Source organism: Vibrio sp. 2132-1 (assembly GCF_033344315.1).
The window spans coordinates 92,505-118,354 of sequence record NZ_JAWPON010000014.1 but is presented as its reverse complement, the minus strand read 5'-3'; the positions used below and the strand labels follow the sequence as shown (position 1 = coordinate 118,354).

Sequence of the window (25,850 nt, the reverse complement as noted above, 5' to 3'; positions counted from 1 at the left end):
ACAGAGTGTACCAAGTTTAAACAGAGATACCCTACAAAAAGTGCGACATTTTGTACCAACGCAAACTTTTATGCAAATAACCCCATGATTTAGTGCATAAACCAAGCACTTTAAGCTTGTAAAAGGTTGGCATCTTGTTTGCTATAAGGTGGATACGGAGCGCATTTAAGTGATCTCAGGATGTTGATGTTTGCTTATTCCAACACCCTAAGACAACTTGCGTATTACGCTAATCGCTCTCGTCCAAAAAGGCTTCTCCCTAAAACCTGGAGAGATTCCAAAGAATCATTGGAAAGGAACACATAAAAATGAAAAAAATTGCGCTAACTCTGGCTGCAACGTCTATCACGCTTGTAAGTTACTCTGCGTTTTCTGCTCAAGACGGAGAACATGTTCGCCTTGCAACCACAACCAGTACTTACCATTCAGGTTTACTTGATTACCTGCTTCCACAATTTGAAAAAGACACGGGCTACAAAGTCGATGTTATTGCTGCAGGTACGGGTAAAGCCTTAAAAATGGGCGAAAACGGTGACGTAGATTTGGTGATGACACATGCACCAAAAGCTGAAGGCGCATTTGTTGAGAAAGGCTACGGCGTTTTACCTCGCAAGCTAATGTACAACGACTTTGTGATTGTAGGCCCGAAAGCTGACCCAGCAACAATCAAAAATGACGAAGGCGTGTTAGATGTATTCAAAGAGATCGCAAACAAAAACGCAACGTTCATCTCTCGCGGCGATGATTCTGGTACGCACAAAAAAGAAATGGGCTTCTGGGCTCAAACTAAAATCGAACCGAACTTTGGTGGCTACCGTAGCGTAGGTCAAGGTATGGGCCCAACTCTAAACATGGCGTCTGAAATGCAAGGCTACACCATGACGGATCGCGGCACATGGCTGGCTTACCAAAACAAATTGGATCTAGAAATTCTGTTCCAAGGCGATGAAAAACTGTTTAACCCGTACCAAGTTATTCTTGTTAACCCTGAGCGTTACCCAACGATTAACTACCAAGGTGCGAAGGCATTCAGTGATTGGTTGGTAAACCCTCGTGGACAGGAACTTATCAATGGTTTCCGCCTAAACGGTAAACAACTGTTTGTTGCGAATGCTGAGAGCAAATAACGCAATATGAATCTTGCTGATACAACACTGGAAGCGCTTCGCTTACTGGTGAATTTTGATGCAGACCTATGGGAGATCGTTGCGGTCTCCTTTAGTGTTTCTATCACGGCAATATCACTAGTGGTATTGCCGGCTATTTTGATGTCCTTTGTACTGGCGTATACCGACTTTCGCGGTAAATGGTTTTTGTTGTCGATCGTAAATACGCTGCAAGCGGTCCCTACCGTGGTGATTGGCCTGTTGCTGTACATGTTGCTGTCGCGTGCTGGCCCTTGGGGAGACTGGCAAATGCTGTTCACTCAGAAGGCAATGATCTTCGGCCAAATGGTGATCTGCTTCCCTGTTTTGGTATCGATGATGCATGGTGCATTACAATCTAGCGACCGTCGTGCAGTGGAAACTGCCATCACGCTGGGCGTCTCCATTCCGCGCTTGGCAGCTACGATGATTTGGGAAACCCGCTTTCCTCTACTTGCGGCTATCATTGCAGGGTTTTCACGTATCGTGACCGAGGTGGGCTGCTCAATGATGGTTGGTGGGAACATTATGGGCGTGACGCGAAACATTCCCACGGCTATCGCAATGGAAAGCAGTAAAGGTGCTTTTGCGCAAGGAGTTGCATTAGGAATTGTATTACTATCTTTAGCGTTGGCTCTAAACTTCTTCTTATCAAGCATGAGAGGCAAAGGCTACCTCAGAACATAGAACATAGAACATGAAGCAAACAAACGACTCACCATTAACCCCATGTCGAGGCGAATTATGACTATAAAAATCACCGCCGAACAGTTATCCATGCGCTTTAAAGAGCGTGTGCTTTTCCACATCCCTGAGTTAGCCATCGGCCCAAATGATGCCATTTATCTCAAGGGTGACAATGGTGTGGGCAAAACTACCCTACTCAAAATCCTTGCTGGCTTGCTCAAACCCTCTACTGGCGATGTTGTTGCGCCAAAAGATACGTGGCTGAAAAGACTGACGTGTCGCAATGGTCGTGTCGATGTGATTTATCTCCATCAATCCCCTTACCTTTTTGACGGCACTGTATATGAAAACGTAGTCTATGGAGTGAAATATCAACAAGACACGCAAAAAGATAAGCGAGCTCAAGTTATTCACGCGCTGCGCATGGTAGGTTTAGAAACCTTAGCGGACGAACATATTTCCGTGTTGTCCGGCGGTGAAAAACAGCGCGTTGCCATGGCAAGGGCTTGGATTTTAAAACCGTCGATTTTATTGATGGATGAGCCAAGTGCGTCTTTAGACCAAGAATCCATTGAACGATTGGTAATGATGGCGAAAGATCTTTTGGATCGTGGTTCCAGTATCGTGGTGACAAGCCATCAGGCCAACGCACTGACCGACTTATGTAAAAAACAGTGGTGGATTAAAGACAAGACTTTGATAGAGTCTCCTCTGTTGTATGTCATACCAAAAGAAACATCCCAAGAGAATGCATATGCTTCAACCAACACAAACTAGTTGGGTCATTTTGGCTGGTGGCCAAGCCAGCCGTATGGGTGGAAAAGATAAAGGTCTGATTGAGTTAAATCAGAAGCCACTCATCGAACACGTTATTGAGCGTTTATCTCCACAAACTCCACGGATTTTAATTAATGCCAACCGAAACCAAGATGCGTACAGCAAATTTGGTTTCGTATTTAGTGATCAATTCAAAGATTTCCCTGGGCCTATGGGCGGTATTCACGCGGGTTTGATGCATGCTGAAACTGACTGGGTCGGATTTGTACCTTGCGATAGCCCACAAATCAACACCGACCTTGTCGAGCGTTTCTGCCAGTTCGTCAAAGAAGACAGCGATATTTTGGTCGCGCATGATGGTGACCATCAGCAACCTGTTTTTACGCTCTACCACAAGCGCGTACTGCCAAAACTCACCGCATTTTTAGAACGTGGCGACCGCAAAATCATTCTGCTCTACAAAGAGTGCAATACCAGTTACGTTGACTTTAGCGACTCACCAAACTGTTTCGTCAACTTGAACACTCCGGAAGAACTGGCGCAATTTGGACAATTAGAATCATGAAACACACGCTAAACATTCCTATTCTTGGTTTTGCGGCTTATTCAGGCACAGGCAAAACCACACTACTTGAAGCTCTATTGCCAAAGCTAACTGAAGCGGGCCTGCGCATTGGCATGCTAAAACATGCTCATCACAACTTCGATGTCGATAAGCCGGGTAAAGACAGCTACCGTTTACGCAAAGCTGGCGCATCTCAAATGCTGATTGCTTCTCGCAACCGTTTTGCGTTAATGACAGAAACGCCAGAAGCCGAAGCGGAGTTTGAATACCTATTAACACGTTTTGATGAAGACATGCTTGATGTGGTTTTGGTCGAAGGCTGCAAAAACATCGCGTTTCCTAAAATCGAATTGCACCGTGAAGAAGTCGGCAAGCCTTGGCTTTATCCAAACGATGAAAACATCATCGCTATCGCTTCAGACGGCGGCGAGTTGGACTCTGAACTGCCACAAATGAACATCAATGATCTTGAAGCGATTGCTCAGTTCGTTATTCAGTATGTTCAAGAAGCGAAAGCACCAAAAAACAAAGAGAAAGAAGCCGCATGTTGCGACACACTTTCTCCGGCTTTCCTTTCTGTGGTTCAAGGCCAAGAGAAAATCCTTTCTTTGGTGAACACGGTTTCGGAAATAGAAGCATGCAAGATTGAAAACGCCTATGGCCGCGTTCTTGCGGAACATATCGTTTCACCAGTAAATGTGCCGCAATACACCAACTCCGCGATGGACGGTTATGCCATCCGCAGTGATGATGTTGACCGTGATAGCTACCAAGTGGTTGCTGAAGTGATGGCGGGCCATGCTTACGATCAGCCTCTGGACGTTGGTCAAGCAGTTAAGATCATGACTGGCGCACCAACACCACGTAACGGCGATACAGTGGTCATGCGTGAGCAAGCCACTCAAGAAGGTGACAAGGTCACTTTTAACGGTGCGAACATCAAAGCAGGCCAAAACGTTCGTCAAGCAGGTGAAGATCTCGCTATCGGCAGTGACGTCTTTACCGCAGGCACTCGCCTCGCCTCTCCAGAAATGGGCATGATCGCTTCGCTTGGCTTTGGTGAAGCGAATGTATTCCGAAAATTGAAAGTTGCCGTGTTCTCCACCGGTGACGAAGTGCAAGCGCCGGGAACAGAGCAAAAAGCGAATTCTATCTACGATTCCAACCGTTTTACCATCATGGGCATGCTTGAAAAGCTCGGCTGCGAGATCTTGGATTTCGGTATTCTGGAAGACAACGAACAGTTAATGATTGAAGCGTTGGAAAACGCATCGGCGCAAGCGGACGTGGTTATGACTTCTGGTGGCGTATCCGTTGGTGATGCGGATTACATCAAACTTGCCTTGGATAAACTTGGTCAAATAGATTTTTGGCGAATCAACATGCGTCCGGGACGTCCATTAGCGTTTGGTCAAATCAACAACAAGCCGTTCTTTGGTCTGCCGGGCAACCCTGTTGCCGTGATGGTCTCTTTCATTAACTTTGTCGAGCCTGCACTGCGTAAGATGCAAGGCGAACAAGGCTGGAAGCCTCTGAAAGTGAATGCCATCGCGACTGAAAACCTTCGCTCTCGACAAGGTCGTACCGAGTTTAGCCGTGGCGTCTATGAACTGGATGCAACTGGCCGTTTAACCGTTCGTACAACAGGCAAGCAAGGCTCTGGTATTTTGCGCTCAATGAGTGAGGCAAACTGTTTGATCGAAATCTCCCCAGCTATTGATACAGTAAAAGCGGGAGAAAGCGTGACAATTATCCCACTTCAAGGCAGAATCTAGCTCAAACTAGAAATTCAAAGGTCAGCGAGTCTGGCCTTTTTGTTTAATACAGAAACCTTTTCAGAGAGACAGCTATGGCTCGCACCATTCTTTACACTTACAAAGACCAAGACAAAGAACTGACATTCTCATACCAGCAACACCGCAACATTCAAGAAGCAGTTGCCGAGGCAGAAGGTATCGATATCACTGAGTTCCTAAAGATGGAGCAACAAATCGAAGCAGTGTCTGACACTAAAGCAGTGCGCAACTACCGCGACAACTACTTCAGAAAATTAGGCTTTAGTAAAATCACCCTAGCTCAAAAAGAAAACCTAGGCGTAGGCAAAAAGAACAAATAAGCTTAGCTGTAAACAGAAAACTCGCGATTCGTCGCGAGTTTTTTATGCATGCTATTTTTTGTTCGTGCTCTATACCCAAGCATATAGAAGTTACTTGGGTATATAAGTTACTTCGATATACAAGTAAAAGCCCCGTTTTACCTCGATGGTCTAAACGGGGCTTTAAATTTCTTCTTACTTTGTATCGAGTAAGGTTTCAGTCACTACTTGATGTTTAAGAACGCAGCGCCGCGTACACCACCTGAATCACCGTGTTTTGCTTTGATGATCTTAGGACACTTAGCTACAGACAATAAGTGTTTAGGGATGCGTTTTGGCATCTCTTCGTAAATCAATTCGAAGTTAGATAAGCCTCCACCAAGTACAACGGTGTGTGGGTCTGTTGCAGTAAACAGGTTTGCAAAGCAGATTGCTAGCAGCTCCATAAAGCGCTCGACGTGCTCTACTGCTTTCTCTTCACCCTCTGCGTGCGCTTTAATAATGTCGATCGCTTTCTTCTCTTCGCCGTAGTAATGCGCGTAAAGAAGCTCGAAACCACGACCAGATAGGTAACTATCTAAACAGCCTTTGTTGCCACAGCCACAGCCAAGTAATGGTGCGTTTTCGCCCAGGTGGAACCATGCGTCGATAGGAAGACGTGTGTGACCCACCTCACCCGCTACGTGGTTGCGGCCAGAGAATACTTTACCTTCGTAGATAAAGCCACCGCCAAAACCAGTACCAAGGATCAAACCTAGCACAGATGGTTCATCTTGAAGATCTTCGTCCCACGCTTCAGAAAGCGCGAAACAGTTTGCATCGTTTTCAATTTTTACGCTGCGACCGATTTTAGCTTCCAGATCAGCACGAAGTGGTTTGCCTTTTGCCGCAGGAACGTTAACTGTTAGTACCGTTGCATCATCGGCGTCTTCCATACCTGGCAAGCCAAGACCAATCGTACCTTCGCAGCCAAACTCTGTATCGTATTTATTCACCAATTCCGCAATGGTATCAACCAGCAGCTCGTAGTTGTCTGTTGGTGTAGGTACACGTTCCGTCGCTACACGCTCAAGCTTCTCGTTAAATGCACCAAATTCAATTTTAGTGCCACCGACATCAAAGCCGTAATACATGTATTTCTCTCCTAAAAAATGCTTCAAACGACTCTCAAAAATGGCTAGAGTCAAAAGTATAAACTGATGGCATTATCCATATCTGTACGCCTGCAAACCGTGACCGAATGCAGATTTATCCCCTCACCGAAGCCAGTTGAACAACATACCATCAACAAAAGCTCATTCCTTAGAGTCAGCTCTCGGTTTTCATCCACTCTTTGAAACGTTTCAAGTGTGGCTGGTTAGGGTCGTTTTTGACTCGAGTCTTGCTCAGCATGTAAGTTTCTCTGAAGGCTTCAAACCACAATTGAAGGCATTCCGCAGCTTTAGGCTCACCAGCTTGTTTTAAAACTAATGTCGCGACTTCGGCGGTTGAAAGATGCTGCTCATTCTCGGAGCGGCGCATGATGTATTCAGACAGAGATTCCGGCTCAATGGAAAGCACAGGCAAAGATTTAAGAAAATCAGAACGACGGAATATCTTTCGTGCCTCACGCCAGCTACCATCAATAAAGATCAGCAACCATTTTTTGTTCTCGACATCTTCTTTTAGCAATCGCGCTGGCTCTAGATCTTCAATTAAACGAGAGGGATCATCCACATAGTCTGCAGGAAATACAATCACCGGTTGGTAGCTGTCATCCTGTAGTAGCGCGAGCATCTCTTCAGACGGTTCTGTTCGGTTCCATTGATACACGTAAGTCTCTTGAATCGTATCAGCAATTAGACGACCGGTATTACTTGGCTTAAACACTTCGTTTTCAGAAACAATCAACATACATGCAATATTGGCCTTGATGTTTGGCTGAAGGTCGCACAAACAGTGTTGCTCAGAAACCTGGCAATATTGGCAACGAACCACTTTACATCCACGCGCATTGAAAGGCTTGGTTGAGATAGATTGTCGGTACTGATATAAACGGTGGAAAGCGTGAATTCTCATGGTAAGTAATGCCAAGTAAAAAGTAGAGCGCGATTTTACTGATATTATGGTTTCGCCTCAAGATAAGCCCATCAGCAGTGTGTTGAAATAATTTCACTCTTATCTCGGTCATAGATAAAGAAATAAATAAGGGAATGACAGTGACAGAAACGACATTTCAAGAACCCTCATGGCTCAGATTAGGCTTTTTCCTTGGCGTATTATTGCTTTGTGCCATTTGGGAAAACAAATTGCCTAGAAAAACACTGACCGCTTCGCGCAGGTTTCGCTGGGTCAATAACTTGTCATTGGTCGCTTTTAACAGCCTAGTTATTGCTTTAATCATGCCTATCGCCGCCTTTCAAGCTGCGGTCATAGCTCAGGAGCAACAATGGGGGCTGCTCAATATTCTGTCCCTCCCCGCTTGGTTAAATATTTTTCTAACCGTCATTTTGCTTGATTTCGTCATTTACGCTCAGCATGTTGTCTTTCATCATGTAAAACCGCTGTGGAAGATTCACCGAATGCATCACGCCGATCTCGACATAGACGTCACTACAGGCGCACGCTTTCATCCCTTCGAAATAATCATTTCAATGGGAGTAAAAATTGCAGCCGTGTTTATCTTAGGTGTTTCACCTATCGGAATTGTGGTATTTGAAATTGTGCTTAATGCGAGCGCGATGTTTAATCACAGTAATGCAAAACTGGCTTTATCTATGGACCAAAAACTGCGAAACGTCATCGTTACACCAGACATGCATCGCGTGCACCATTCAGTGATAGTAAAAGAGACCCACTCAAACTTTGGTTTTTTCCTTTCAGTTTGGGACCGCTTTTTTGGGACATACCGAGCTCAGCCTAAGTTGGGTCATGAAGATGTTGTTATTGGTGTGCCGGAAATTAGAGACGAAGAAGAGCAAAGATTAGATAAGCTGTTAACGCAGCCCTTTCGCTACAATAAAGAGAAGAAGTAATGGTTGAAAAAATATTGTTGGATGAAGTATGTCAACCAAACGAATAGACCAAGCCTAAACCCCAGTTAAACACTACTTCATCCTCATGATGTGTAAGAACAGATTAGTTTTCTGCTAGCTGACGCTTTTTGTTTAGCTGAGTAATACCAACAAATAAACCAACAACACCAAGCACTGCACATGCCAAAGCATTGGTGTTCATTACTTGCTGTGCCTCTATTGAGCTGTATAGAAAAGCAAGGCTGAAGAAAGTGGTGGCAAAGCTCAAACCTGTCAGTACGCTGAAACCAGCAAAACTGGCCAAGTCTTTAAAATCGTTCATAACGAGTCCCTGTTTACAATCCTTAATCGAGTGTTGTGAAAATAATAATTAACGAAATATTTGGCGCGATTGACTATGTTTTCGCGCATTCCATAACCAGATAGATACCCCAAATGAGAACCCTAAAAACAGTGTCTTCATTTGTAGGGCGACGTTGTTATCTAATATTTCTAATGTATAGTGAGCGTGGGAACTAAAGATAACATTGGTTATAAGAATCAATAACATAACGACTAGGCCAGAGCGGCGATGCTTGACCAATAGATACGCTGCTAATAAGTCCAATAGTCCCAAAGCGCTCCAATACATATTCAACCAGCGTGGCGCAAAATCGTAAGGTAAAAAGCCACCAACAATGTTGTCATAAAGATGAACCACTCCGCCAACTGTCATAAAAAGGCATAAGAGAAACACGACGAATTTATCCATTACCGTTTCCTTATCTGAATGAATGAGCAAAGCATATAGAAGTCACTTAAACATTTGTAATCTCATCGCCATTTTTGAGATCGACAGTGCCATTATCAACACGATGAGAACAGTAACGGCTGCTCTACCTTCTTTATTTGCTTCTAGTAGAAGCATAGTGTTTGCTGTGGCGTTTCGCCCAAATCCGCCAATGCAATGACAGAATCCTCCTTTAAATCACGCCTTGGTTTATCAACTCTCGTACCTTTTCCAGCCCGCGCTGAAACACAGTATGTGCATTCGCTGGAAGGCCGCTCTCGACATCGTGCCAGAAGAACGCAAAATCATGTCCGCCATCGTCTTGCGTATGAAACAGCCATGAATTAGCGAGGCCAGCACACTCACACAAAACAAAATGCCATACTTGATTTTGAAAGCCACTGTCCCATGAGCATAAATATCGTGCGGAACGAACATGTGTGATACCAGACTCCTCAGCGAGCTCCCGCTTGGCTGCTATGATGTAACTTTCATCAAACACTTCAACAGTGCCCTTGACAAGCTGAACACCCGCCAACGGATGTTTAAAAAGTAGGATCTCTTGATTTTGATTACGTAGAACAACGGGGCAAACTTTATCGATCACAAAACCACTCCTTATGCTTCAAGCAAAAGGCTTTAGCTTTCTCTGGATATAAAGAAATCGAGTGAAGTTGCTCTACACGCACCCACTTCAAATGGTACTGATTAACATCTGATTTTCTGATTTGCTCTGGCCCACTCCCTAGTTTCACTTTTAAGTTCCCTACATAAGAAAGAAAATAGGTTTCTAAGCGACCTTGATTTTCGAGTTCCAAAACTTTCTTAACCGAGCCAAGTTCTATTGAGGTTTCTTCCAGCGCTTCTCTTTTAGCAGCTTCAACAGGCTTCTCACCTGCTTCAACACTGCCGCCAGGGAAAACCCAATACTGTCTGTCGTTTCGAACGCGGTGGATAAGCAAAAGCTCTTGGTGATGATTAACTAGTATGAGGCTGGCTCTTTGTGATAACTGCATGATTCATTCCTTTGAATTCTAGCGACATTCTAGTCAACGAGTCCCTCGAACAAAGCATTAACATCACGTTGTGATAACTAAACCCTTTAGAAATGAACGAGATGAGATGTAACTCACTCTTGCAATGCAAATAGGAGCCATTGAATGGGTAGCCGTAACAAAAAAGCAGAACCGAGGTTCTGCTTTTAGTCGGTGGAAACATCTCATTTACTTGGTCTGATGAAGCTCATACTTGTGCAGCATTGCTTGCTGGTGCCCGGCAATTTCCGCCACTTGCTCAGAACTCTCAACCATAGACTCAAGCTGCAGCTTTGTGCGTTCGCCAAGATCAGAAATATGCGTGATGGATTGAGATACATCTGCCGTCGCTCGTTCTTGTTCTTCTGTAGCAACTGAGATTTGCTCAACACGTTCTTGAATGTGCTTAACCGCGAGGTTGATATCAGAAAATGTCGATTTCACTTCATTGCTGGACTGTAGCGCGTGGGTCATTTCTTCTCTTGAATCATTAACTGCTTGGCGCGAACGCTCTGCGGCAGTAATAAGCTCGCTCATCATTTCTCGGATGTTCGTAGTTTGTTGAGAGGTATCACTTGCAAGTTTGCGAACTTCATCAGCGACAACCGCAAATCCACGCCCTTGCTCACCAGCACGGGCAGCTTCTATTGCTGCGTTGAGAGCAAGTAAGTTGGTGTTGTCCGCGATCCCACTGATCATATCCACCATTTCACGAATCTGTTTAACACGCTGGTCTAGCTCTAACATTGACTGTTCATTTACATCCAAAGAGCTTTCTAATGACTCCAAACGTTCGCGGTTTTGTTCCACGACTTGAACCCCTTTTTCAGTGTGTTGGGTTGCAAGGAGCGAGTCCTGTGAAGATGCATTAGTCACCATTGCTATTTCACGAATAGAGGCTTCAAGCTGCGTTATGGTCGTGATCATACTCGACAACGCTTCATTTTGTGTTGCCAACCCATCACTTGTTTGTTCGGCTGCACTGTGACTTACTTCTGCCGTCTGATAAAGCGTTTCACAATTGCGTGTCACCGTTTGAATGGAGTCGTGTGTGGAATCGATTACTTGATTCAACTTTCGAGCTACTTCCTTCAGCTCATAGGGGCCGACTTCTTCTGCCTTGTCACGAAAATCATGTTCGGTAAGTGCTGAAAGACGCGTTAGTACATTCCTTAACCCTCGGTTTGTCCATGACTTTAGGCTAAACCAAGTAACCAGAATAATAAAAGAAATCACACACGCCGCAAACACGAGCACAACGCTCACCGATTCAATGGTCTCGTTGACCACCCGCTCCTTTTCATCGATCAACTGACCAGCGGTTTGGGAGATTTGATCAAGTAACCGCATGGTTTCATCCGCAAGCATCGAAGCCTGTTTAAACTCTGAACGTTGCAATTCCCCTTGTTCTAGTTTGGCGAGGATCAAACGCAGCACGCCCTTTTCACTAAAGCCTTGTTTCACCATCTCATATGGTGCGGTTAAGCTTGCATATTCACTTACTTCAGGATGGAAAGATTGGAAGTCTTCATAGGCGAGTTTAATACCTGCTATGCGATTTCGCATTTCTCGGTATTCTTTTTCGGCTTTGTTTAATTCTGAGTGCATCATCATGACTAAGAACGTACTTTCCATTGAGCTCGCAGAAGCAATGAAACGGTTAGCGGCATCGCTCGACCCAGGATTATCGGCACTAAGGAACGAACTGATTCGATTCATTTCCGGACCGATAGAGCTAAGCCCATAGCGAAACCCACCAACAGCGGCATCAATATCGATTTGAATTTGTATCACCGAAGATTGCTTCAACAAAATGGACTGCGTGATGTTATGTAAACGCGCTAGTTTGGTGTCTAACTCCTCCGAGAGTTGCTGAGCTACACCAGACGCTTCCACAACCAAAGTTGTGCTTTGAGTTGCAAGAGAGTCGATTTGCTCTTTTATGAGAGGCAACTCTTTCGGCTCAGTAATCTGCATACCATGGTTGAGTAGCTTAACCATCTCCAATACATTCCTGGTTAACTTTGCGTTTGCCATCGCGATGGGTAATGCTTTTTGCGACAAGTCTTCAAATTGTTCCCCTACCTGTTCCATTCCTTTGAAACTTGAGACAGAAAGGGCTATAACAAGAGCAATGATAGTTAAAAATGTTGCACTGACAGCCTGAATCAGTGAAAGTGATGTGCGTGAGCGTTTTCGCTTTGCCATAATCAATTTTTATTCTTTCTTAAGGTTGAATCGGTTCTGCAGTGATTCCGTCACATTTGTGAGACAAAACCGTGATTTGCAGCCCATACTATGGATTGGTTATGACACTAATATTTCAGTTGTGAGTCATAGAGATGACAGGTGGTGATTTGCGTCGAGTATATTTTCCTTTGATAATCAGTGTGCTAATAGGCGCCTGCTCTTCTGGGCCTGAGCCTAGTAAGCAAGCACAGGTGACAACACCTACAAATCAGCTATTGTCGGACAACCCTGACTTGTTCGACTTTTACACAGAGTGGCACGGCACGCCTTATCGCTTAGGCGGGACACAGAAATCTGGAATTGATTGCTCAGCATTTGTACAAAAAGCGTTTATTGAGGCTTATCAGCTCTCGTTACCAAGGACAACGAAGCAGCAATCAAAGCAAGGTGTGGAGTTAAGTTGGACGGATGCCAAGCAAGGGGATCTAGTGTTTTTTAAAACAAGACGTACAACTTATCATGTCGGAATTTACTTGGGTAACAAGCAGTTCATGCATGCATCGACGTCTAGAGGTGTGATTATTTCAAGAATCGACAACCCATACTGGGCATCTAAGTTTTGGCAAATAAGAAGAGTTACAATGTAACTCCTCTCACTCTTTAACCGGACATTGCTGTAAGTTAAAACAATATCAGTCGTAAGTCGCAACAGCATTATCGAACAGATTTTTGACCAGAGCGATGTATTCATCAAGGAACGTGATCTGTTCATTGGTCGCTTTTTTATGCCATACCCCAGCCAATATCTCACCAAGATCTTCAACAACTGCATCAGCCTCTTTCAACAATTTGAAGCGTACGCTCGAGTGAAGTTCTGGATTTTGCTCAAAAATCGCCATGATGTTTGAAGCCACCATATCGGTGACAACATCTTCGATGCTTTCGGATCCAGTGTCGCCAATTTCGGTCGTAAAAATATCTAGATTTAGAGACAAGTGCTCGATAAGAGCGAGATATCCATCGGTTTCTAAAACCACTGTTTTTCTCCGTTTATTGCAAGCCTTCGAAGCTGAAAGCAGAATAGTTTCAATAGTAAGACATGCCGAGAAAATTTCATTAACTTATTTCATATTAACAAACATTCACGAACCAACTGGATGATTTTCAAACAATTGAGCTTTGCTTCACTGAATTCGGATGCAGGGTTTCTTCAAACCTTTTTATATTTCAGTCATTTTCATGCAAACAGGTTTGGTTACGACCATTTTCTTTTGCACGATACAGCGCAGCATCGGCACTCTTTAACCATTGAGTGTGAGTTTCAAAATAAGGCTTATACTCGCAAACACCAATACTTATTGTGTAATTAATCAAAAAATCTTCCACTTTCACGATCTCTTGCTCAATTCTTTTGCGCAAACGCTCTGCGAAATAGCAAGCTTGCTCCTGGTTTGTGTGAGGAAGTAGTACCGTAAACTCTTCACCACCAAAACGACCGCAGATGTCACTGCTCCTTGCTGTTTTTCTCAACAAGGCAGAGGTTCGACGAATGACTTCGTCCCCTGTCGGGTGACCATAAGTATCATTCACCTTCTTAAAGTGGTCGATATCGAATATTACTAATGAGCATGGTCCGTCGATAACTTTTAAGTGAGCAAACTCATCTTTCAATGATTGCTCCCAATAAGCGCGATTAAATAAACCTGTTAAACCATCTTTGCGACTGATTTCCGACAAATGTTGATTTGTTTCTTTCAAATGAATGCGATTTCTCGCAGTTTCAGAAACATCATTGACTTGAATCGCTATGTGGCTGACCTCTCCTGAAAGCCCAATTAACGGCGTGATCACGATATCTTGATACATAAAATCACTGCTGTTTGAAACCGGAGAAAAATTGTTGAACTTAAAAAGGTACGGTCGGTTTTCCCAGCTAGAAAAAGAACGAGTTTCCAGATCGGCGGCAGCTTTTATCTTGGTTTCTAGCCAAGTTCTTGGCAGCTCTTCAAAATGCTCAAATAAACATTCACCAAGAATTTCTTGTGATAGAACGCCACTGTATGACTGCATAAAACTGTTCCACACACACACTTTATACTCTTGATCCAAAACAATAAGCCCTGAATCCATCGTATCGAGAATTTGTGTGACCCAATGAAAGTCTGCTATGTCCAGCGTGATATCGGACATTAGATTAGCTCCATGATTTCATAGATTATTTCTACGGATGGCTTATCAATTAAAAACAGTACCTCGCACTCGAAATCGAGCGCTTCTGCCATGTAGGTGTATTCGATAGTAAAGAGCTCACCCAACTCGCCTTGCTCTTCACAATAAGGTGTTAAGGTATCCACAATGCCTGGCTGACGAAGTGAGAACTGCTTGTCGAGTTGATCGCCCAATGATGTGAGAAATGACGAGACCAGTAGGTTAGAGATATTCAAGATGATTTCATTATGAGGCGTAAACTCAAGGAGGTAACCTAATTTTTCCCCAATCTGATTGATATCCCTACCACGTAAGCACACCAGTGCCTCTCCGTGAATACCACCACCGACAAACCTCTGCGCTACCGCAACGGAACTGTCACGCCCAACCACATCAACCAGTGTCATATGAAGCTCGCCGTAGGACAACGGTCCAACATGAGGAACAGGAAGTTGGATGAACTCATGTAAATGGTCAGCCATAATCGCAGCCCCTTTACCAAGGGCAATGTTCGCAATTTCACGGAATTTGGCTAGTAAGGAAAGCTCTTCGCAACCCTGGTTTTTAGAATCAACCGAATGACTAGGTTTGAACGCATAATGCAGCCCTAATTGTTCGTATAGTGGGAGCACCTGCTCTTCTGTCAGAGGCTTAGCGATAAAAGCTTGAGCACCAAGATCGAGACAGCGCTGTTTTGCCTCTTGTTGAACATCTCCAGAAATAATGACGATTTTGGTCGGGTACTGACTAACAGGTAATGATTCGAGGACCTCAAAACCATCCATTATGGGCATCGTTAAATCGAGAAACAAAATATCGATATTTTGCTCAGCAAGAATATTAAGCGCCTCATAACCATCTTGCGCTTCAATAAGATGCAATGATGTATCTTGTACGATAGAACGCGCAATAAGCTTTCTTGCAACAGCTGAGTCATCACATATCAGTATTTTCATGCCACCAATGGAACTAACGTCAAAAAAATCATAATACCTGTTGTAAACGTTCATCTCCATATGCTAAGCCAACAAATCAGAGGCTTATAAGCGATTTGATTCACATTTATACAAATTGACTACACTAAGAGGAAGGTTTCTTTACTAAGTATGCTCAACATAGCGCCAACTCCCTGCTATTTATCCTAAACTATTGGTGGTCAAATAGATTCGCGAGGTTTTGTATGTGGCAAGCAATATCGCAACAGCTTTCTGATACTTTATTGTTCGATTACCAGATCACGGAAAAAGTAAGGCTGTCTGGTGGGGATATCAGTGAAAGCTACATGATCAATGATGGCGAGCAACGTTATTTTGTGAAAATTAACGATCGCGAGTTTTTGTCGAAATTTGAGGTAGAAGCTGAAAGCCTGCATCTTTTGCGTGAAACATCCACCCTATTTGTACCTGAGGTGGTATTGGTTGGTAAAACCAAAAATGCCTCATTCTTAATTCTTAACTACCTTCCAACGAAACCATTAGAAGATGGTCCCAACAGCTTTAAATTTGGGCAGCAATTAGCTCACCTACACCAGTGGGGCGAGCAAAAAGAGTTTGGTTTTGATACCGACAACTATCTCGGTTCGACTCTACAGCCCAACAAATGGCACAAGAAATGGTGTGTATTCTTTGCTGAGCAACGCATAGGATGGCAATTACAGCTCCTTAAAGAAAAAGGCGTCACCTTGGTTGATATCGATGACTTTATCGATGTCGTAAAACAGCGGCTAGCAAACCATGCTCCGGAACCTTCTTTGTTGCATGGCGATTTATGGAATGGAAATGCGGCACTCACTGCATTCGGTCCTATCTGTTACGATCCTGCGTGCTATTGGGGGGACAGGGAGTGTGATATTGCGATGACGGAGCTTTTTGGTGGATTTCAACCAGAATTTTATCAAGGCTACGAATCGGTTATGCCACTTTCTTCAAGCTATGAAGAGCGTAAAGATATCTATAACCTTTACCATGTTCTCAACCATTGTAATTTGTTTGGCGGCCATTACTTGGAACAGGCTCAACTGGTTATTAATAAAATCATTTCTTATTAATTTGGAAGCCACTGCATATTTCAAGATGTAAAATCTCGAGGCACATCACTACAGAAGATCACCCTAAGCTCAAGGTTGAGTTTGGGGTCAAGTTTTGTACTTATTTCGACTCAATTAGCAACAACTCGACCTAATATCAAAGGAGACTTAACTTTGGATTGTGCCTATTTTCCTTGTAGGCAAAGTAAGTAAAGGGCTGTGCTTCCTTGATGAATAATGTGTTTAAAAGCCCTGCGAGATTAGGAGTTGTTGTATGAAAAATTATACCGAAAGGTATGTAAAGTGCCCGCATTGCGGACACTCTATCGGCATTACATTGGATGCAAGCAATGGTGACCAAGAGTTTTATGATGATTGCCCAGCTTGTTGCCACGCTATCCACCTAAATATGCGAGTGGATGAGTTACAAGATAAGGTCGAACTATTTATCGATGACAATTACGAATAGCAGCTCGAGCATGTGAACATCAGAAATATAAAAACGCTTAAATGAAAAAGGAGCACTAGGCTCCTTTTTCTCATTCTAAAGCTGTTTTGCTGCAAGAACGCGCTCAACAGTATCAACAATTGCTTGAGTCTGAGGATCAAACTCAATATTAACACGCTCCCCTACTTGTCTCACTCCGAAAAGAGTTCGCTGCAAGGTTTCTGGAATTAGATGTACTGAAAAACGACACGCTTCAACTTCACCAATAGTTAGCGAGCAACCATCTAAACCGATGTAACCTTTCGCTAATACATATTTCATTGATTCTTGCGGCAGTTGGAACCAAATCGTGCGGTTATTGGGCGTATCGATGATATCGACAATATCTGCCGTCAAACTAATATGACCAGACATGCTATGCCCGCCTATTTCGTCACCAAACTTAGCCGCGCGCTCAATGTTTACGCTATCCCCTTCCACCAGCTGACCTAAATTAGTAAGAGCCAATGTCGCTTGCATTAAATCAAAACTGATAAGGTTGCCTTCGATCTTAGTCACAGTTAGACAACATCCGTTGTGTGCAACGGATGCACCAATTTCTAACCCTTTACAAAGTTCATCGCTTAACTCGACAACGTGCGTTTGAAAGCGTTCTTTTTTATCAATTTTAACGACCTTCGCCGTACCCTGAACTATTCCTGTAAACATTTCTTTTTACCTATTGATTTAATACCAACTGTAGTCGAAGACTAAGCCCTAAACACTGCGCTACAGGTCGGAAATAAAGACCGCAGACGATAAAGCAACGGCTTAATGAACACTGGTTTGTTCTCATGCATGCTTCAACATTACCATGATTCGCTGCTGTTCTCAGTAAAAGCGTATCCTTAGCGTGGAGAGCGTCCAGTCACTGTTATCGACTATTCACTACCTAGCTATGGAATATAAACATACAATTGTTTATCATTTGCGCGGAGTTTCTCCGAGGCATTTTTTCACCTTATCGTGACTAAAATCAACCATCAGATCCGTTCACCACATCTTTTGCCCTCGAGTACTCTCATTCTTTCAACTTATTGTTCCGCTCTGGAGTATTTTTCGTGCATCGCTATAAAGAAGAAGCATCAAGTCTTATCAAATTGGCGACCCCGGTATTGATCGCATCTGTCGCTCAAACTGGTATGGGGTTTGTTGATACCGTAATGGCTGGCGGCGTTAGCGCCACCGACATGGCTGCGGTTTCTGTCGCTTCAAGTATTTGGCTACCATCCATTTTGTTTGGGGTGGGTTTATTAATGGCATTGGTCCCTGTTGTCGCACAGTTAAATGGCTCTGGTCGTCGAGTGAAAATACCGTTTGAAATTCAGCAAGGCGTCGTTTTGGCATTGCTGATCAGTGTGCCGATAATTGCAGTCCTGCTTCAAACCCAGTTTATTCTCGGGCTGATGGATGTTGAAGCACTGATGGCTGAAAAAACGGTGGGATACATTCATGCCGTTATATTAGCAGTACCCGCTTTTTTACTTTTCCAAACGCTTAGAAGCTTTACGGATGGTATGTCATTGACGAAACCGGCAATGGTTATTGGCTTTATCGGTTTGCTGCTCAACATTCCTCTAAACTGGATTTTCGTGTACGGCAAGTTTGGTGCACCTGAATTAGGCGGTGTTGGCTGTGGTGTAGCAACCACGATTGTTTACTGGGTCATGTTTGCCATGCTATTGCTGTATGTGATGACATCAGAGCGATTGAAAAGCATCAACCTATTTGGAGAATGGCATCGCCCACAATGGAAAGCGCAAGTTCGTCTATTCAAGCTCGGCTTTCCTGTTGCAGCAGCGCTGTTTTTTGAAGTGACATTGTTTGCTGTTGTTGCACTGCTCGTTTCACCACTGGGTCCTATCATTGTGGCAGCGCATCAAGTCGCGATTAACTTCTCCTCGTTGGTATTTATGCTACCAATGAGTATTGGTGCAGCAGTAAGCATTCGTGTCGGCCATCGACTTGGTGAAGAAAACGTAGATGGCGCGCGCGTAGCGTCACGAGTCGGCATTATGGTTGGTCTAGCATTGTCCGTTCTCACAGCGATTTTAACCGTCTTGTCTCGTGAGTGGATCGCCGAGCTTTATACTAGCAACCCAGAGGTAATCACTCTAGCGATGCACCTGCTCGTGTTTGCCGCTGTTTATCAATGTACGGATGCGGTTCAAGTGATCGCAGCTGGTGCATTACGCGGCTATAAAGACATGCGAGCCATCTTCAACCGTACTTTTATTGCTTATTGGATTCTTGGGCTGCCAATTGGTTACGTCCTTGGCCGTACAGACTGGATTGTCGAGCCAATGGGAGCACAAGGCTTCTGGCTTGGTTTTATCATCGGCCTATCTTCTGCGGCCTTTATGTTAGGCGTCAGAATGCGTTGGATGCATCGCCAAGAGCCAGAAGTGCAATTGAACTTTTCAGTTCAATAAAAAGTAAAAAAAGCCAGCATCCGCTGGCTTTTTTGATCGAATAATCACACGGTTGAGTATACTTATAACAAGATTGCGAAGTGGTTGATTTTGCTCTCTAGACAACGGATACGAAGTTATAAAAAAGGATATTTGTGCGGTCTATTTTATTGTTCTTAATCTTGATTCTTAATGGTTGTGATAACTGGTTCAATCCAGAGAACGCCATGTTTGATAAGTATCATCAACGTGTAGCCAATGTATTGGACGTTCCTGCTATTCCAATAGAATTACAGTCTACGGTAACGATTCCTGCGAAACGCGTTTTGTTCGAGCCATTGCCAAGGCTATCTATTGGCCTGCTAGAGAGCTATCAATTACGACAATGCGGACTCTTTAATTTACTTGCCGAGAAAAACTCACAACTTGGAAAGGTGCAGGATGCCTTTCATGATTTTGATTATCAAACTGCCCTTTTAAGAGTCATAAATCGATGTTTATCCGAATTTCCACTTAGCGATGAAGAACGCGCGACATTGACAGAGCTTTACTCAACCAAGTGGCAACATCTAGACATTCATCTCGACAACTTACTACTCGTAAGTGATGCCATGCAAAAGCAACTAACAGCCTCTGATTGGCTATCTCAAAATACGACGAATGATATTGCACGCATTAACGATGTCTATCGTATTTTCAGCGAAATGTATGATTTACCCCACCGCGCGGTCTCACGTCTACCCGATGTGGAAGTTACTCAATATCAAGAAGAGTTAGAGAAATCTCGTTTACTCGGACGACTTTACTATTCAATGGTAAATACATCCCTTTGGTTAAAAGCGACAACTCAGCTACTTGAGCAGAACCAGAGCAATGTATTGTGCGGGCCGAACAGAGACACCACCCAGTTCCGCTACTTAAGAAATGTCTTTCAATCCATTTACGTTGAAGAAGTGCAACCTTATTTGGCTTATTTAGACAGCACCTATCAACAACTTAATGATGGTGCCACTTTGGTGGAGAACCGTATGCAACTCCATGGTCACCAGTATGGCATCATTGAGGCACATAGGACATTTAGGCAAGAAACCCTAAACCACGTTCAGTTTTGGCAGGGTCTCTTCAAACGATGTGGCGTAACCGTTGGCAACTAGTAAGTGCAGAGCGTTCTATTCCTTCAACCTTTCACGCAAGAATCGAGCAAAACGTGGTTTACCAGTATGTGTAAAACCGTTATATCTAAATGTAATGGTTGAACCAATTTTCGGAGGCTGGCGACGCACTTCATCGGTAAATCCGCTACCGATGTAAAACTCAATGCCATTTGGTAAGCGAACTAACATTGCTCCCATCATACCTAATAAGCGCCCTGTTCCTGGCTTATAACCCACAACTAACGCTTCATCATCTGCGTATCGTTTAAGTTTAAGCAAATCACTACCGCGTCCAGCCTGATAGCGGCTTGATACCTTCCGCAACATCACCCCTTCACCGTCGGATATTGAAATTTTATCCAACTGTGTAAACAGATGAGCTTCATTTTGAATGGCTCGGTGCTCGACATATTTGATATGAGGCTGGTCGACTTCAAGCACTAAATCTTTGATGTTGTAATAACGCTTCCGATAATCACCAGCGGAATATGGCATATCAAAGATCATAAAGTCGATGTGTCGCCAAGCAGACTCTACAGGAGTTTTATCTAATACCGTTTGCTGAACAAGATGGAAGTTACCTCTCCCAGCCCAAAGTTCACCGTCCAACGGATAATCAGGCAAAGGTCCTGTAAACCAATCTGGGGCGTAGATTCGATTACCATTTCTCGTCACGAGATGTTGCCCAGTCCAATAAGCGCGAACACCATCAAGTTTTTCGCTATACCAATATTCAGACACATCAATGCCATCCTGATAGCTTTGTGCAAGAGAAACTGGTGGTGCGAAAGACGTATCCGCTTGAGGCTGTGAAGACGCTGCCATAACAGCCAGCGCAATTAATGTCATTTTTAATGGCATAAGAAGACCTTGTACAAAAAATCGCCTTTATTGAAACGTAAGTCCTCTCGATGACCTATTTATTACTAGTTATTCTTCGACTCATAACAATCAACATTAGTAATAATTTGCAAAGATAATCATAAACTTTAGACAGGTTTTGCATTTAGTCGTTACACATTATTCTCGTATGGCGGATGGTTCGTCAATCGAGTTGGAATCTAATCATGACGTGCCTCCCCCGGTCTAACGACTTCTTTCGGCTCAAAACCTCTTATAAGCAAACCATTTCTCTGTGCGTTTTTGATTCTCAATTTGAGAATCAGTCCTTTCTCAAATTGAACAATATAATTAACAATATTTAACTGTTTGATTTTTCATTAATTTCAAATTGGCACGTTACCTGCTCTATATCCAATTAGAAAAACAAACGGAGACAGAGTCATGGAATTACGCAAACTAGAAATCAATCAAGACAAGTTAGCCATTGAGTTTTTTGGTGACTTAGACGCAAGTGGCTGTCGACAAGCACAACATCACATTGATGAAGTAATTCACAACAATCATCACAAAGAAGTCGAAATTAACCTACAGCACGTCCAATTTCTTGATTCTTCAGGGATTGGTGCCATTGTTTACTTATATAAGCGTCTAGTTGAACGTGAAAGAAGCATGAGTATTGAAAACGTATCAGGCCAACCTTTAGAAATCATGAGCTTGCTTCGTATCAACCATGCCATTCCCGTTAACTCAAAAGGACACTAAAAATACCGGTTTAAACGGAGGTTGGCATGGTAAATCTTTTACGACGATATGCAGTAAGCGGTCTTGTTGTCGGCATGTTTGGTTGTTCGTCGTTTGACTACCCAGAACACGGGAAAGGTGGCTTGGCGGAAAGCTATCAAGATATCTCGATCGAGAATTATCAGTTTTCCCCAGTAATGCCTGACGAGCCTTTAGGTCCAGAACATGGGTTAAGGTTTGATTGGCAATTGACCAAGTTACATCTAGACGCACTAATCCAAGAGGGCGCGCGCTGGTGTTTTCCTGCGGCAGTTGTTCAGGCCCTTGAAAAACAAAATAGAATTGCGCGCGAGTTAGAAGGTGGGCTTTTACTCGACGCTGCCAACGACCTTGTGATTCAGCGTCGACGCTTAAACCAGCTCGAACAACAACTCGACTACGTACTGAGCCAAACAACTTGCACACCGCCCGATGATATTGAAGCACTACGTAGCGACCTAAACATAGTCTCGGATATCTATGCACTACTTAATATCGACAACCAGTTTGCTGTCGATTCAGCAGAAATCAACCCGAAGTACATGGGACATTTGGCAGAAGCAGCCTACATTTTACGTGACCACCCCAACCTATCTCTTGTAGTAACGGGGCATGCGGATGCAACTGGAACACCCGATTACAACCAGAAACTTGCTCAAGCGCGTGCGGAACAAGTAAAGCGTTACCTAACCGTATTTGGTATCACTTCAGAGAGAGTCACTACCAAATCTGTCGGAGATAACCTGCCACTCTATGAAGGTGAAACATCCGCCGTGCGTTTAACTAATCGTCGAGTAAGCATCGAGGTTATTAGCCCTAATTCAGATAGCGATACCTCAATAAACCGCAACCCAACGGCAGGAGGCGCGCTATGAACACGATGAAACCATTTATCCTCTTAATGTTGTTGTGCCTGGTCGCGTGGGTACCTTCTTCCATAGCGGATGAGAGCAATACTGTTAAGGTCGGTGATTTAATACAGATTAACTTACCTGGAGAGGCGTCGTTAAACCAAGGGTTTCAGGTTGATCGTCGTGGACGAATTAATTTACCAGAAGTCGGCCCTGTATTAGTGGCCGGCTACAATGAACAACAACTCCAAGACGTGATTATCGACAGGCTAAAGACCGTGTATCGTGACGTTAACAACGCTCGAGTTTTTATTAAACAGCAACAGTTGTTAGTGTCCGTTCAAGGCTACGTGGTCAAACCCGGTGAATATACCTTACCTTCTGGGTCCAACATTCAAATGTTTGTGTACGAAGCTGGAGGCCTGCGCGCAGGGGCTCAGCTTGATAAAATGATCGTGAAACGTGGAAATAAAAACATTGAATTTGACTACAAACGCTTCCTTGATACGGGGGACAATAGCCGGCTGCCAAAACTAGAATCACTGGATGTCTTATTTGTCCCCGCTTCCCCACTCGTAGGGAATATTGAGCAAGAGTTTGATGCAGCAAAACTCGCGAATTCAGGTGACAGCGCAGATTCCGCTCGTGCAATCAAAGTCTTTGGTGAAGTCAACGCACCTGGCTCGTTCTCATACAAGCCAAACACCACGCTAGTTGATGTCGTAATGCGAGCTGGCGGCGTGACACGATATGCCAGTGTTGAGCAAATTCGCGTGATAACAAACAATAACCCAACCATGTTTAACCTGAAAAAGTACCTTGATACTGGAGACCAAAGCCTACTGCCGGAGATCCTGCCAGGTGCCACCATCTTTGTCCCAAAACAGGAAGAAGAAATCAAAGCAGGTGCAAATGTGGTTTACGTGATGGGTGAAGTCGCCCATCCTGGGGCATACGAAGGCAAGCAAGGCGCTAGCTTCATGGATATCCTCGCCAACGCTGGCGGGCCCACTCGCTACGCAGAATCTCGCCAAATTCGCGTTATAAAAGCCGATGGCAAAGTCATCAAATTCGATCTTACCGCGCATACAGAAGGACTATCTTCAGCCAGACCACCAAATGTTGGACCAGGAGATGCGATTTTCGTGCCGGAGAAAACCGATTTCAATGAGAAGTCTTGGTTAAAAGTAGCACCTAGTAGAGCGGTCGCAGTGATGGGAGAAGTTGTTCGCCCTGGACGCATCGAGTGGTCAGACGAAATGGATTTGATTGATCTGCTTGCACACGTTGGTGGCCCAACTCGACGAGCTGATACCACCAAAATTGAAGTCGCCAATAACGGTCAAATGACACAATTTGACTTAGACCAATACATTCTGGATGGCTCACCAACATCAAGCCTACCTCGAGTTTCCGCTGGTACAGTCGTAAGGGTACATGCATTGCCTGACGACCCATCCGATAATAAATCGCAATGGGTAAGCCAAAGCTCTGACGCATCGATATACGTTTTCGGGCAAATCAATGCACCTGGGCGCTATCGTTTCACTGAAGATATGCATTTTCTGGATATTTTGTCTGCCGCCGATGGACCGACAATGGATGCAGATATTCACAACATCCGTGTCACACACCGAGGCCTAGGTTATGCCAAAGTGAGTAAATTGAATTTATCGATGTACTTTGAAACAGGTGATGAATCAATTCTGCCCCACGTTCGTCCTGGTGATACCATTTACATTCCAGAAAAAAACAAAAACTGGTTAGATCGTTCAAAAGAGTCCACGGTACGCGTATTAGGTGAAGTAAGAGACCCAGGGCGATACGTATTCAATGACAACATGACTGTGCTTGATCTGTTAGCGGAAGCAGGAGGACCAACTGACAATGCCTACCTTGAAAAGATCAGTGTGGTCAATATGTCTTGCTGCCAGGGCCAAGCCCGAACATTTGATTTGGTGAACTTTAGTAAAACAGCCAACATTTATGAGCTGCCAGTCATTCGCGCAGGCGACACGATTTACATTCCCCATAAAGACGAAAGCTTTGTTGAAAAAGCGAGGGCCGGATTAAGAGATATTTTACAAATCACCACAACCATCGTGTTAATAGGAGCGTTGTAATGACTATTCCTGCAACTCACGCTGAGATTGAGCAAATTTATCTTCAGAGTGAACAGAAAGGCCACAAAACGATTTGTGTTGTGGGTTGTAAATCTGAAGATGGTGTCACTTCCGTGGCGTCATCTCTTGCAGAGCGCTTGGTTTTAGCAGGCCACAATACTTTGTATGTAGACCTTAACTTATTCAAACCCGCTTATCACACTGTTCACGACTTTGATGATGACGAGAAGGTTGGCCATTTGATCACACGAGAGAATACACATCAAACTTTAGTCGGCCTCCCTGCTCCATCTCTCGCCAGCACTCAGTTAGCGTACCGAGACCCAACAATGCTGAAACGAAACATTGCACAATGGTTAACGCAGTACGAGCGCGTCGTGATAGATACATCACCACTTCTCAGTGTCAACCGAAGCAATATTGCGCCTCAAGTGATTGCTGGCGTATGTGATGCTACTTTGTTAGTAGCGCATTATGGTTCTACGACTGCAACCCAGCTCGAGCAAGCCAAAAAGCTACTCGATGCTAGCGATGCGAACTTGATTGGTTCTGTACTGAACATGAAGCACACTCCAAGCCTGAAAGATGAGTTAATCCGCCAAGTTTCCAAGCTGCGTTTCTTACCAAAAAAGTGGAAAGAAAAACTGTCTCAGCAAATTAAAAAAAGCGAACTGTTTATGTTATAGGGAGC

28 protein-coding genes are annotated in these 25,850 nt (G+C 44.0%); 16 read left to right on the top strand and 12 right to left on the bottom strand.

Translation table 11 applies throughout. The features are described from left to right. Positions 1 to 308: 308 nt before the first annotated feature. From R8N47_RS16630 to R8N47_RS16605, 6 genes are all read left to right on the top strand, one after another. Positions 309 to 1,127 carry a substrate-binding domain-containing protein gene (locus tag R8N47_RS16630; RefSeq protein ID WP_005389522.1) on the top strand — a complete coding sequence of 273 codons (819 nt, stop codon included), beginning with the start codon at positions 309 to 311 and terminating at the stop codon, positions 1,125 to 1,127. A gap of 6 nt (positions 1,128 to 1,133) precedes the next feature. After that, positions 1,134 to 1,832 (top strand): ABC transporter permease, encoded by a 699-nt coding sequence (locus tag R8N47_RS16625; RefSeq protein ID WP_005389524.1) that lies wholly within the window; start codon positions 1,134 to 1,136, stop codon positions 1,830 to 1,832. 57 nt (positions 1,833 to 1,889) lie between these two features. Next, a complete protein-coding gene (locus tag R8N47_RS16620) occupies positions 1,890 to 2,609 on the top strand; it encodes an energy-coupling factor ABC transporter ATP-binding protein (protein ID WP_005377570.1) in 720 nt (239 codons plus the stop codon). Further along, the gene (mobA, locus tag R8N47_RS16615; RefSeq protein WP_005377572.1) at positions 2,587 to 3,174 is read left to right on the top strand and encodes a molybdenum cofactor guanylyltransferase MobA; all 588 of its coding nucleotides are present in this window, start codon (positions 2,587 to 2,589) and stop codon (positions 3,172 to 3,174) included. The genes R8N47_RS16620 and mobA overlap by 23 nt, the downstream gene beginning before the upstream one ends. Continuing rightward, positions 3,171 to 4,949 carry a bifunctional molybdopterin-guanine dinucleotide biosynthesis adaptor protein MobB/molybdopterin molybdotransferase MoeA gene (locus tag R8N47_RS16610; RefSeq protein ID WP_064353909.1) on the top strand — a complete coding sequence of 593 codons (1,779 nt, stop codon included), beginning with the start codon at positions 3,171 to 3,173 and terminating at the stop codon, positions 4,947 to 4,949. Before mobA ends, R8N47_RS16610 begins: the two co-directional genes overlap by 4 nt. A gap of 74 nt (positions 4,950 to 5,023) precedes the next feature. Next, positions 5,024 to 5,290, top strand: coding sequence for a DUF2960 domain-containing protein (locus R8N47_RS16605; RefSeq protein ID WP_005377584.1), 267 nt, complete (start codon positions 5,024 to 5,026; stop codon positions 5,288 to 5,290). 203 nt (positions 5,291 to 5,493) lie between these two features. Here R8N47_RS16605 and nagK read toward each other — a convergent pair whose 3' ends face one another. Continuing rightward, complete coding sequence (gene nagK / locus R8N47_RS16600; RefSeq protein WP_005377586.1) at positions 5,494 to 6,402, bottom strand: N-acetylglucosamine kinase; 909 nt, start codon at positions 6,400 to 6,402, stop codon at positions 5,494 to 5,496. Between the two features lie 175 nt (positions 6,403 to 6,577). Beyond that, complete coding sequence (locus R8N47_RS16595; protein ID WP_064353908.1) at positions 6,578 to 7,327, bottom strand: tRNA-uridine aminocarboxypropyltransferase; 750 nt, start codon at positions 7,325 to 7,327, stop codon at positions 6,578 to 6,580. 140 nt (positions 7,328 to 7,467) lie between these two features. Between R8N47_RS16595 and R8N47_RS16590 the strand changes: the two genes are divergently transcribed. Then, entirely contained in the window at positions 7,468 to 8,283 is an 816-nt protein-coding gene (locus R8N47_RS16590) for a sterol desaturase family protein (protein ID WP_031777247.1), read from the top strand. Positions 8,284 to 8,386: 103 nt separating this feature from the next. On the opposite strand, the gene R8N47_RS16585 is transcribed toward R8N47_RS16590, so the two are convergent. The 5 genes from R8N47_RS16585 to R8N47_RS16565 all read right to left on the bottom strand — a co-directional run bounded on the left by R8N47_RS16585 (position 8,387) and on the right by R8N47_RS16565 (position 12,294). Further along, the gene (locus R8N47_RS16585) at positions 8,387 to 8,605 is read right to left on the bottom strand and encodes a hypothetical protein (protein WP_005389537.1); all 219 of its coding nucleotides are present in this window, start codon (positions 8,603 to 8,605) and stop codon (positions 8,387 to 8,389) included. Positions 8,606 to 8,653: 48 nt separating this feature from the next. Next, complete coding sequence (locus R8N47_RS16580) at positions 8,654 to 9,034, bottom strand: hypothetical protein (protein WP_005377611.1); 381 nt, start codon at positions 9,032 to 9,034, stop codon at positions 8,654 to 8,656. Between the two features lie 211 nt (positions 9,035 to 9,245). Then, the gene (locus R8N47_RS16575; RefSeq protein WP_005389540.1) at positions 9,246 to 9,659 is read right to left on the bottom strand and encodes an NUDIX hydrolase; all 414 of its coding nucleotides are present in this window, start codon (positions 9,657 to 9,659) and stop codon (positions 9,246 to 9,248) included. After that, positions 9,649 to 10,068 carry an NUDIX domain-containing protein gene (locus tag R8N47_RS16570; RefSeq protein WP_053307086.1) on the bottom strand — a complete coding sequence of 140 codons (420 nt, stop codon included), beginning with the start codon at positions 10,066 to 10,068 and terminating at the stop codon, positions 9,649 to 9,651. The genes R8N47_RS16575 and R8N47_RS16570 overlap by 11 nt, the downstream gene beginning before the upstream one ends. 207 nt (positions 10,069 to 10,275) lie before the next feature. Beyond that, entirely contained in the window at positions 10,276 to 12,294 is a 2,019-nt protein-coding gene (locus tag R8N47_RS16565; protein ID WP_064353907.1) for a methyl-accepting chemotaxis protein, read from the bottom strand. A 134-nt stretch (positions 12,295 to 12,428) separates the two neighbouring features. Between R8N47_RS16565 and R8N47_RS16560 the strand changes: the two genes are divergently transcribed. After that, positions 12,429 to 12,923, top strand: a complete 495-nt coding sequence (locus tag R8N47_RS16560; RefSeq protein WP_064353906.1) for an NlpC/P60 family protein — start codon at positions 12,429 to 12,431, stop codon at positions 12,921 to 12,923. A gap of 45 nt (positions 12,924 to 12,968) precedes the next feature. Here the strand turns inward: R8N47_RS16560 and R8N47_RS16555 are convergent, their stop codons facing one another. The 3 genes from R8N47_RS16555 to R8N47_RS16545 all read right to left on the bottom strand — a co-directional run bounded on the left by R8N47_RS16555 (position 12,969) and on the right by R8N47_RS16545 (position 15,440). Continuing rightward, on the bottom strand, positions 12,969 to 13,313 hold the full coding sequence (locus R8N47_RS16555; RefSeq protein ID WP_005377620.1) for a DUF3802 family protein: 345 nt from the start codon (positions 13,311 to 13,313) through the stop codon (positions 12,969 to 12,971). A gap of 190 nt (positions 13,314 to 13,503) precedes the next feature. Continuing rightward, positions 13,504 to 14,466: a GGDEF domain-containing protein gene (locus R8N47_RS16550; protein ID WP_025766666.1), complete on the bottom strand. Its 963-nt coding sequence runs from the start codon at positions 14,464 to 14,466 to the stop codon at positions 13,504 to 13,506. Further along, positions 14,466 to 15,440, bottom strand: a complete 975-nt coding sequence (locus R8N47_RS16545; protein ID WP_021033872.1) for a response regulator — start codon at positions 15,438 to 15,440, stop codon at positions 14,466 to 14,468. The genes R8N47_RS16550 and R8N47_RS16545 overlap by 1 nt, the downstream gene beginning before the upstream one ends. 224 nt (positions 15,441 to 15,664) lie before the next feature. Here R8N47_RS16545 and R8N47_RS16540 point away from each other — a divergent pair, with 224 nt between their 5' ends. Both R8N47_RS16540 and R8N47_RS16535 read left to right on the top strand, forming a co-directional pair. Continuing rightward, positions 15,665 to 16,531, top strand: a complete 867-nt coding sequence (locus R8N47_RS16540; protein ID WP_005377623.1) for a fructosamine kinase family protein — start codon at positions 15,665 to 15,667, stop codon at positions 16,529 to 16,531. Positions 16,532 to 16,784: 253 nt separating this feature from the next. Further along, complete coding sequence (locus R8N47_RS16535; RefSeq protein ID WP_017634925.1) at positions 16,785 to 16,979, top strand: CPXCG motif-containing cysteine-rich protein; 195 nt, start codon at positions 16,785 to 16,787, stop codon at positions 16,977 to 16,979. Positions 16,980 to 17,054: 75 nt separating this feature from the next. On the opposite strand, the gene R8N47_RS16530 is transcribed toward R8N47_RS16535, so the two are convergent. Beyond that, a complete protein-coding gene (locus R8N47_RS16530; protein WP_064353905.1) occupies positions 17,055 to 17,666 on the bottom strand; it encodes a riboflavin synthase in 612 nt (203 codons plus the stop codon). 392 nt (positions 17,667 to 18,058) lie between these two features. On the opposite strand from R8N47_RS16530, the gene R8N47_RS16525 reads away from it, so the two are divergent. After that, the gene (locus R8N47_RS16525) at positions 18,059 to 19,429 is read left to right on the top strand and encodes an MATE family efflux transporter (RefSeq protein WP_005377626.1); all 1,371 of its coding nucleotides are present in this window, start codon (positions 18,059 to 18,061) and stop codon (positions 19,427 to 19,429) included. 134 nt (positions 19,430 to 19,563) lie between these two features. Continuing rightward, positions 19,564 to 20,562, top strand: coding sequence for a DUF3080 domain-containing protein (locus R8N47_RS16520; RefSeq protein WP_042522941.1), 999 nt, complete (start codon positions 19,564 to 19,566; stop codon positions 20,560 to 20,562). 15 nt (positions 20,563 to 20,577) lie between these two features. On the opposite strand, the gene R8N47_RS16515 is transcribed toward R8N47_RS16520, so the two are convergent. After that, a complete protein-coding gene (locus tag R8N47_RS16515; protein ID WP_053307085.1) occupies positions 20,578 to 21,423 on the bottom strand; it encodes a DNA ligase in 846 nt (281 codons plus the stop codon). Positions 21,424 to 21,846: 423 nt separating this feature from the next. On the opposite strand from R8N47_RS16515, the gene R8N47_RS16510 reads away from it, so the two are divergent. The 4 genes from R8N47_RS16510 to R8N47_RS16495 are packed head-to-tail and all read left to right on the top strand — an operon-like array spanning position 21,847 to position 25,845. Next, positions 21,847 to 22,167 carry an STAS domain-containing protein gene (locus R8N47_RS16510; RefSeq protein WP_017634929.1) on the top strand — a complete coding sequence of 107 codons (321 nt, stop codon included), beginning with the start codon at positions 21,847 to 21,849 and terminating at the stop codon, positions 22,165 to 22,167. A 26-nt stretch (positions 22,168 to 22,193) separates the two neighbouring features. After that, on the top strand, positions 22,194 to 23,060 hold the full coding sequence (locus tag R8N47_RS16505) for an OmpA family protein (RefSeq protein WP_017634930.1): 867 nt from the start codon (positions 22,194 to 22,196) through the stop codon (positions 23,058 to 23,060). Further along, positions 23,057 to 25,159: an SLBB domain-containing protein gene (locus R8N47_RS16500; RefSeq protein ID WP_064376593.1), complete on the top strand. Its 2,103-nt coding sequence runs from the start codon at positions 23,057 to 23,059 to the stop codon at positions 25,157 to 25,159. Before R8N47_RS16505 ends, R8N47_RS16500 begins: the two co-directional genes overlap by 4 nt. Continuing rightward, positions 25,159 to 25,845: an AAA family ATPase gene (locus R8N47_RS16495; protein WP_033905258.1), complete on the top strand. Its 687-nt coding sequence runs from the start codon at positions 25,159 to 25,161 to the stop codon at positions 25,843 to 25,845. The genes R8N47_RS16500 and R8N47_RS16495 overlap by 1 nt, the downstream gene beginning before the upstream one ends. Positions 25,846 to 25,850 lie beyond the last annotated feature (5 nt).

Bases quoted from the DNA above. Each gene is read 5' to 3' on its own strand.
- R8N47_RS16630 (WP_005389522.1), top strand. From the start codon at position 309: ATGAAAAAAATTGCGCTAACTCTGGCTGCAACGTCTATCACGCTTGTA.
- R8N47_RS16625 (WP_005389524.1), top strand. From the start codon at position 1,134: ATGAATCTTGCTGATACAACACTGGAAGCGCTTCGCTTACTGGTGAAT.
- R8N47_RS16620 (WP_005377570.1), top strand. From the start codon at position 1,890: ATGACTATAAAAATCACCGCCGAACAGTTATCCATGCGCTTTAAAGAG.
- mobA (WP_005377572.1), top strand. From the start codon at position 2,587: ATGCTTCAACCAACACAAACTAGTTGGGTCATTTTGGCTGGTGGCCAA.
- R8N47_RS16610 (WP_064353909.1), top strand. From the start codon at position 3,171: ATGAAACACACGCTAAACATTCCTATTCTTGGTTTTGCGGCTTATTCA.
- R8N47_RS16605 (WP_005377584.1), top strand. From the start codon at position 5,024: ATGGCTCGCACCATTCTTTACACTTACAAAGACCAAGACAAAGAACTG.
- nagK (WP_005377586.1), bottom strand. From the start codon at position 6,402: ATGTATTACGGCTTTGATGTCGGTGGCACTAAAATTGAATTTGGTGCA.
- R8N47_RS16595 (WP_064353908.1), bottom strand. From the start codon at position 7,327: ATGAGAATTCACGCTTTCCACCGTTTATATCAGTACCGACAATCTATC.
- R8N47_RS16585 (WP_005389537.1), bottom strand. From the start codon at position 8,605: ATGAACGATTTTAAAGACTTGGCCAGTTTTGCTGGTTTCAGCGTACTG.
- R8N47_RS16580 (WP_005377611.1), bottom strand. From the start codon at position 9,034: ATGGATAAATTCGTCGTGTTTCTCTTATGCCTTTTTATGACAGTTGGC.
- R8N47_RS16570 (WP_053307086.1), bottom strand. From the start codon at position 10,068: ATGCAGTTATCACAAAGAGCCAGCCTCATACTAGTTAATCATCACCAA.
- R8N47_RS16565 (WP_064353907.1), bottom strand. From the start codon at position 12,294: ATGGCAAAGCGAAAACGCTCACGCACATCACTTTCACTGATTCAGGCT.
- R8N47_RS16560 (WP_064353906.1), top strand. From the start codon at position 12,429: ATGACAGGTGGTGATTTGCGTCGAGTATATTTTCCTTTGATAATCAGT.
- R8N47_RS16550 (WP_025766666.1), bottom strand. From the start codon at position 14,466: ATGTCCGATATCACGCTGGACATAGCAGACTTTCATTGGGTCACACAA.
- R8N47_RS16545 (WP_021033872.1), bottom strand. From the start codon at position 15,440: ATGAAAATACTGATATGTGATGACTCAGCTGTTGCAAGAAAGCTTATT.
- R8N47_RS16540 (WP_005377623.1), top strand. From the start codon at position 15,665: ATGTGGCAAGCAATATCGCAACAGCTTTCTGATACTTTATTGTTCGAT.
- R8N47_RS16535 (WP_017634925.1), top strand. From the start codon at position 16,785: ATGAAAAATTATACCGAAAGGTATGTAAAGTGCCCGCATTGCGGACAC.
- R8N47_RS16530 (WP_064353905.1), bottom strand. From the start codon at position 17,666: ATGTTTACAGGAATAGTTCAGGGTACGGCGAAGGTCGTTAAAATTGAT.
- R8N47_RS16515 (WP_053307085.1), bottom strand. From the start codon at position 21,423: ATGCCATTAAAAATGACATTAATTGCGCTGGCTGTTATGGCAGCGTCT.
- R8N47_RS16510 (WP_017634929.1), top strand. From the start codon at position 21,847: ATGGAATTACGCAAACTAGAAATCAATCAAGACAAGTTAGCCATTGAG.
- R8N47_RS16505 (WP_017634930.1), top strand. From the start codon at position 22,194: ATGGTAAATCTTTTACGACGATATGCAGTAAGCGGTCTTGTTGTCGGC.
- R8N47_RS16500 (WP_064376593.1), top strand. From the start codon at position 23,057: ATGAACACGATGAAACCATTTATCCTCTTAATGTTGTTGTGCCTGGTC.
- R8N47_RS16495 (WP_033905258.1), top strand. From the start codon at position 25,159: ATGACTATTCCTGCAACTCACGCTGAGATTGAGCAAATTTATCTTCAG.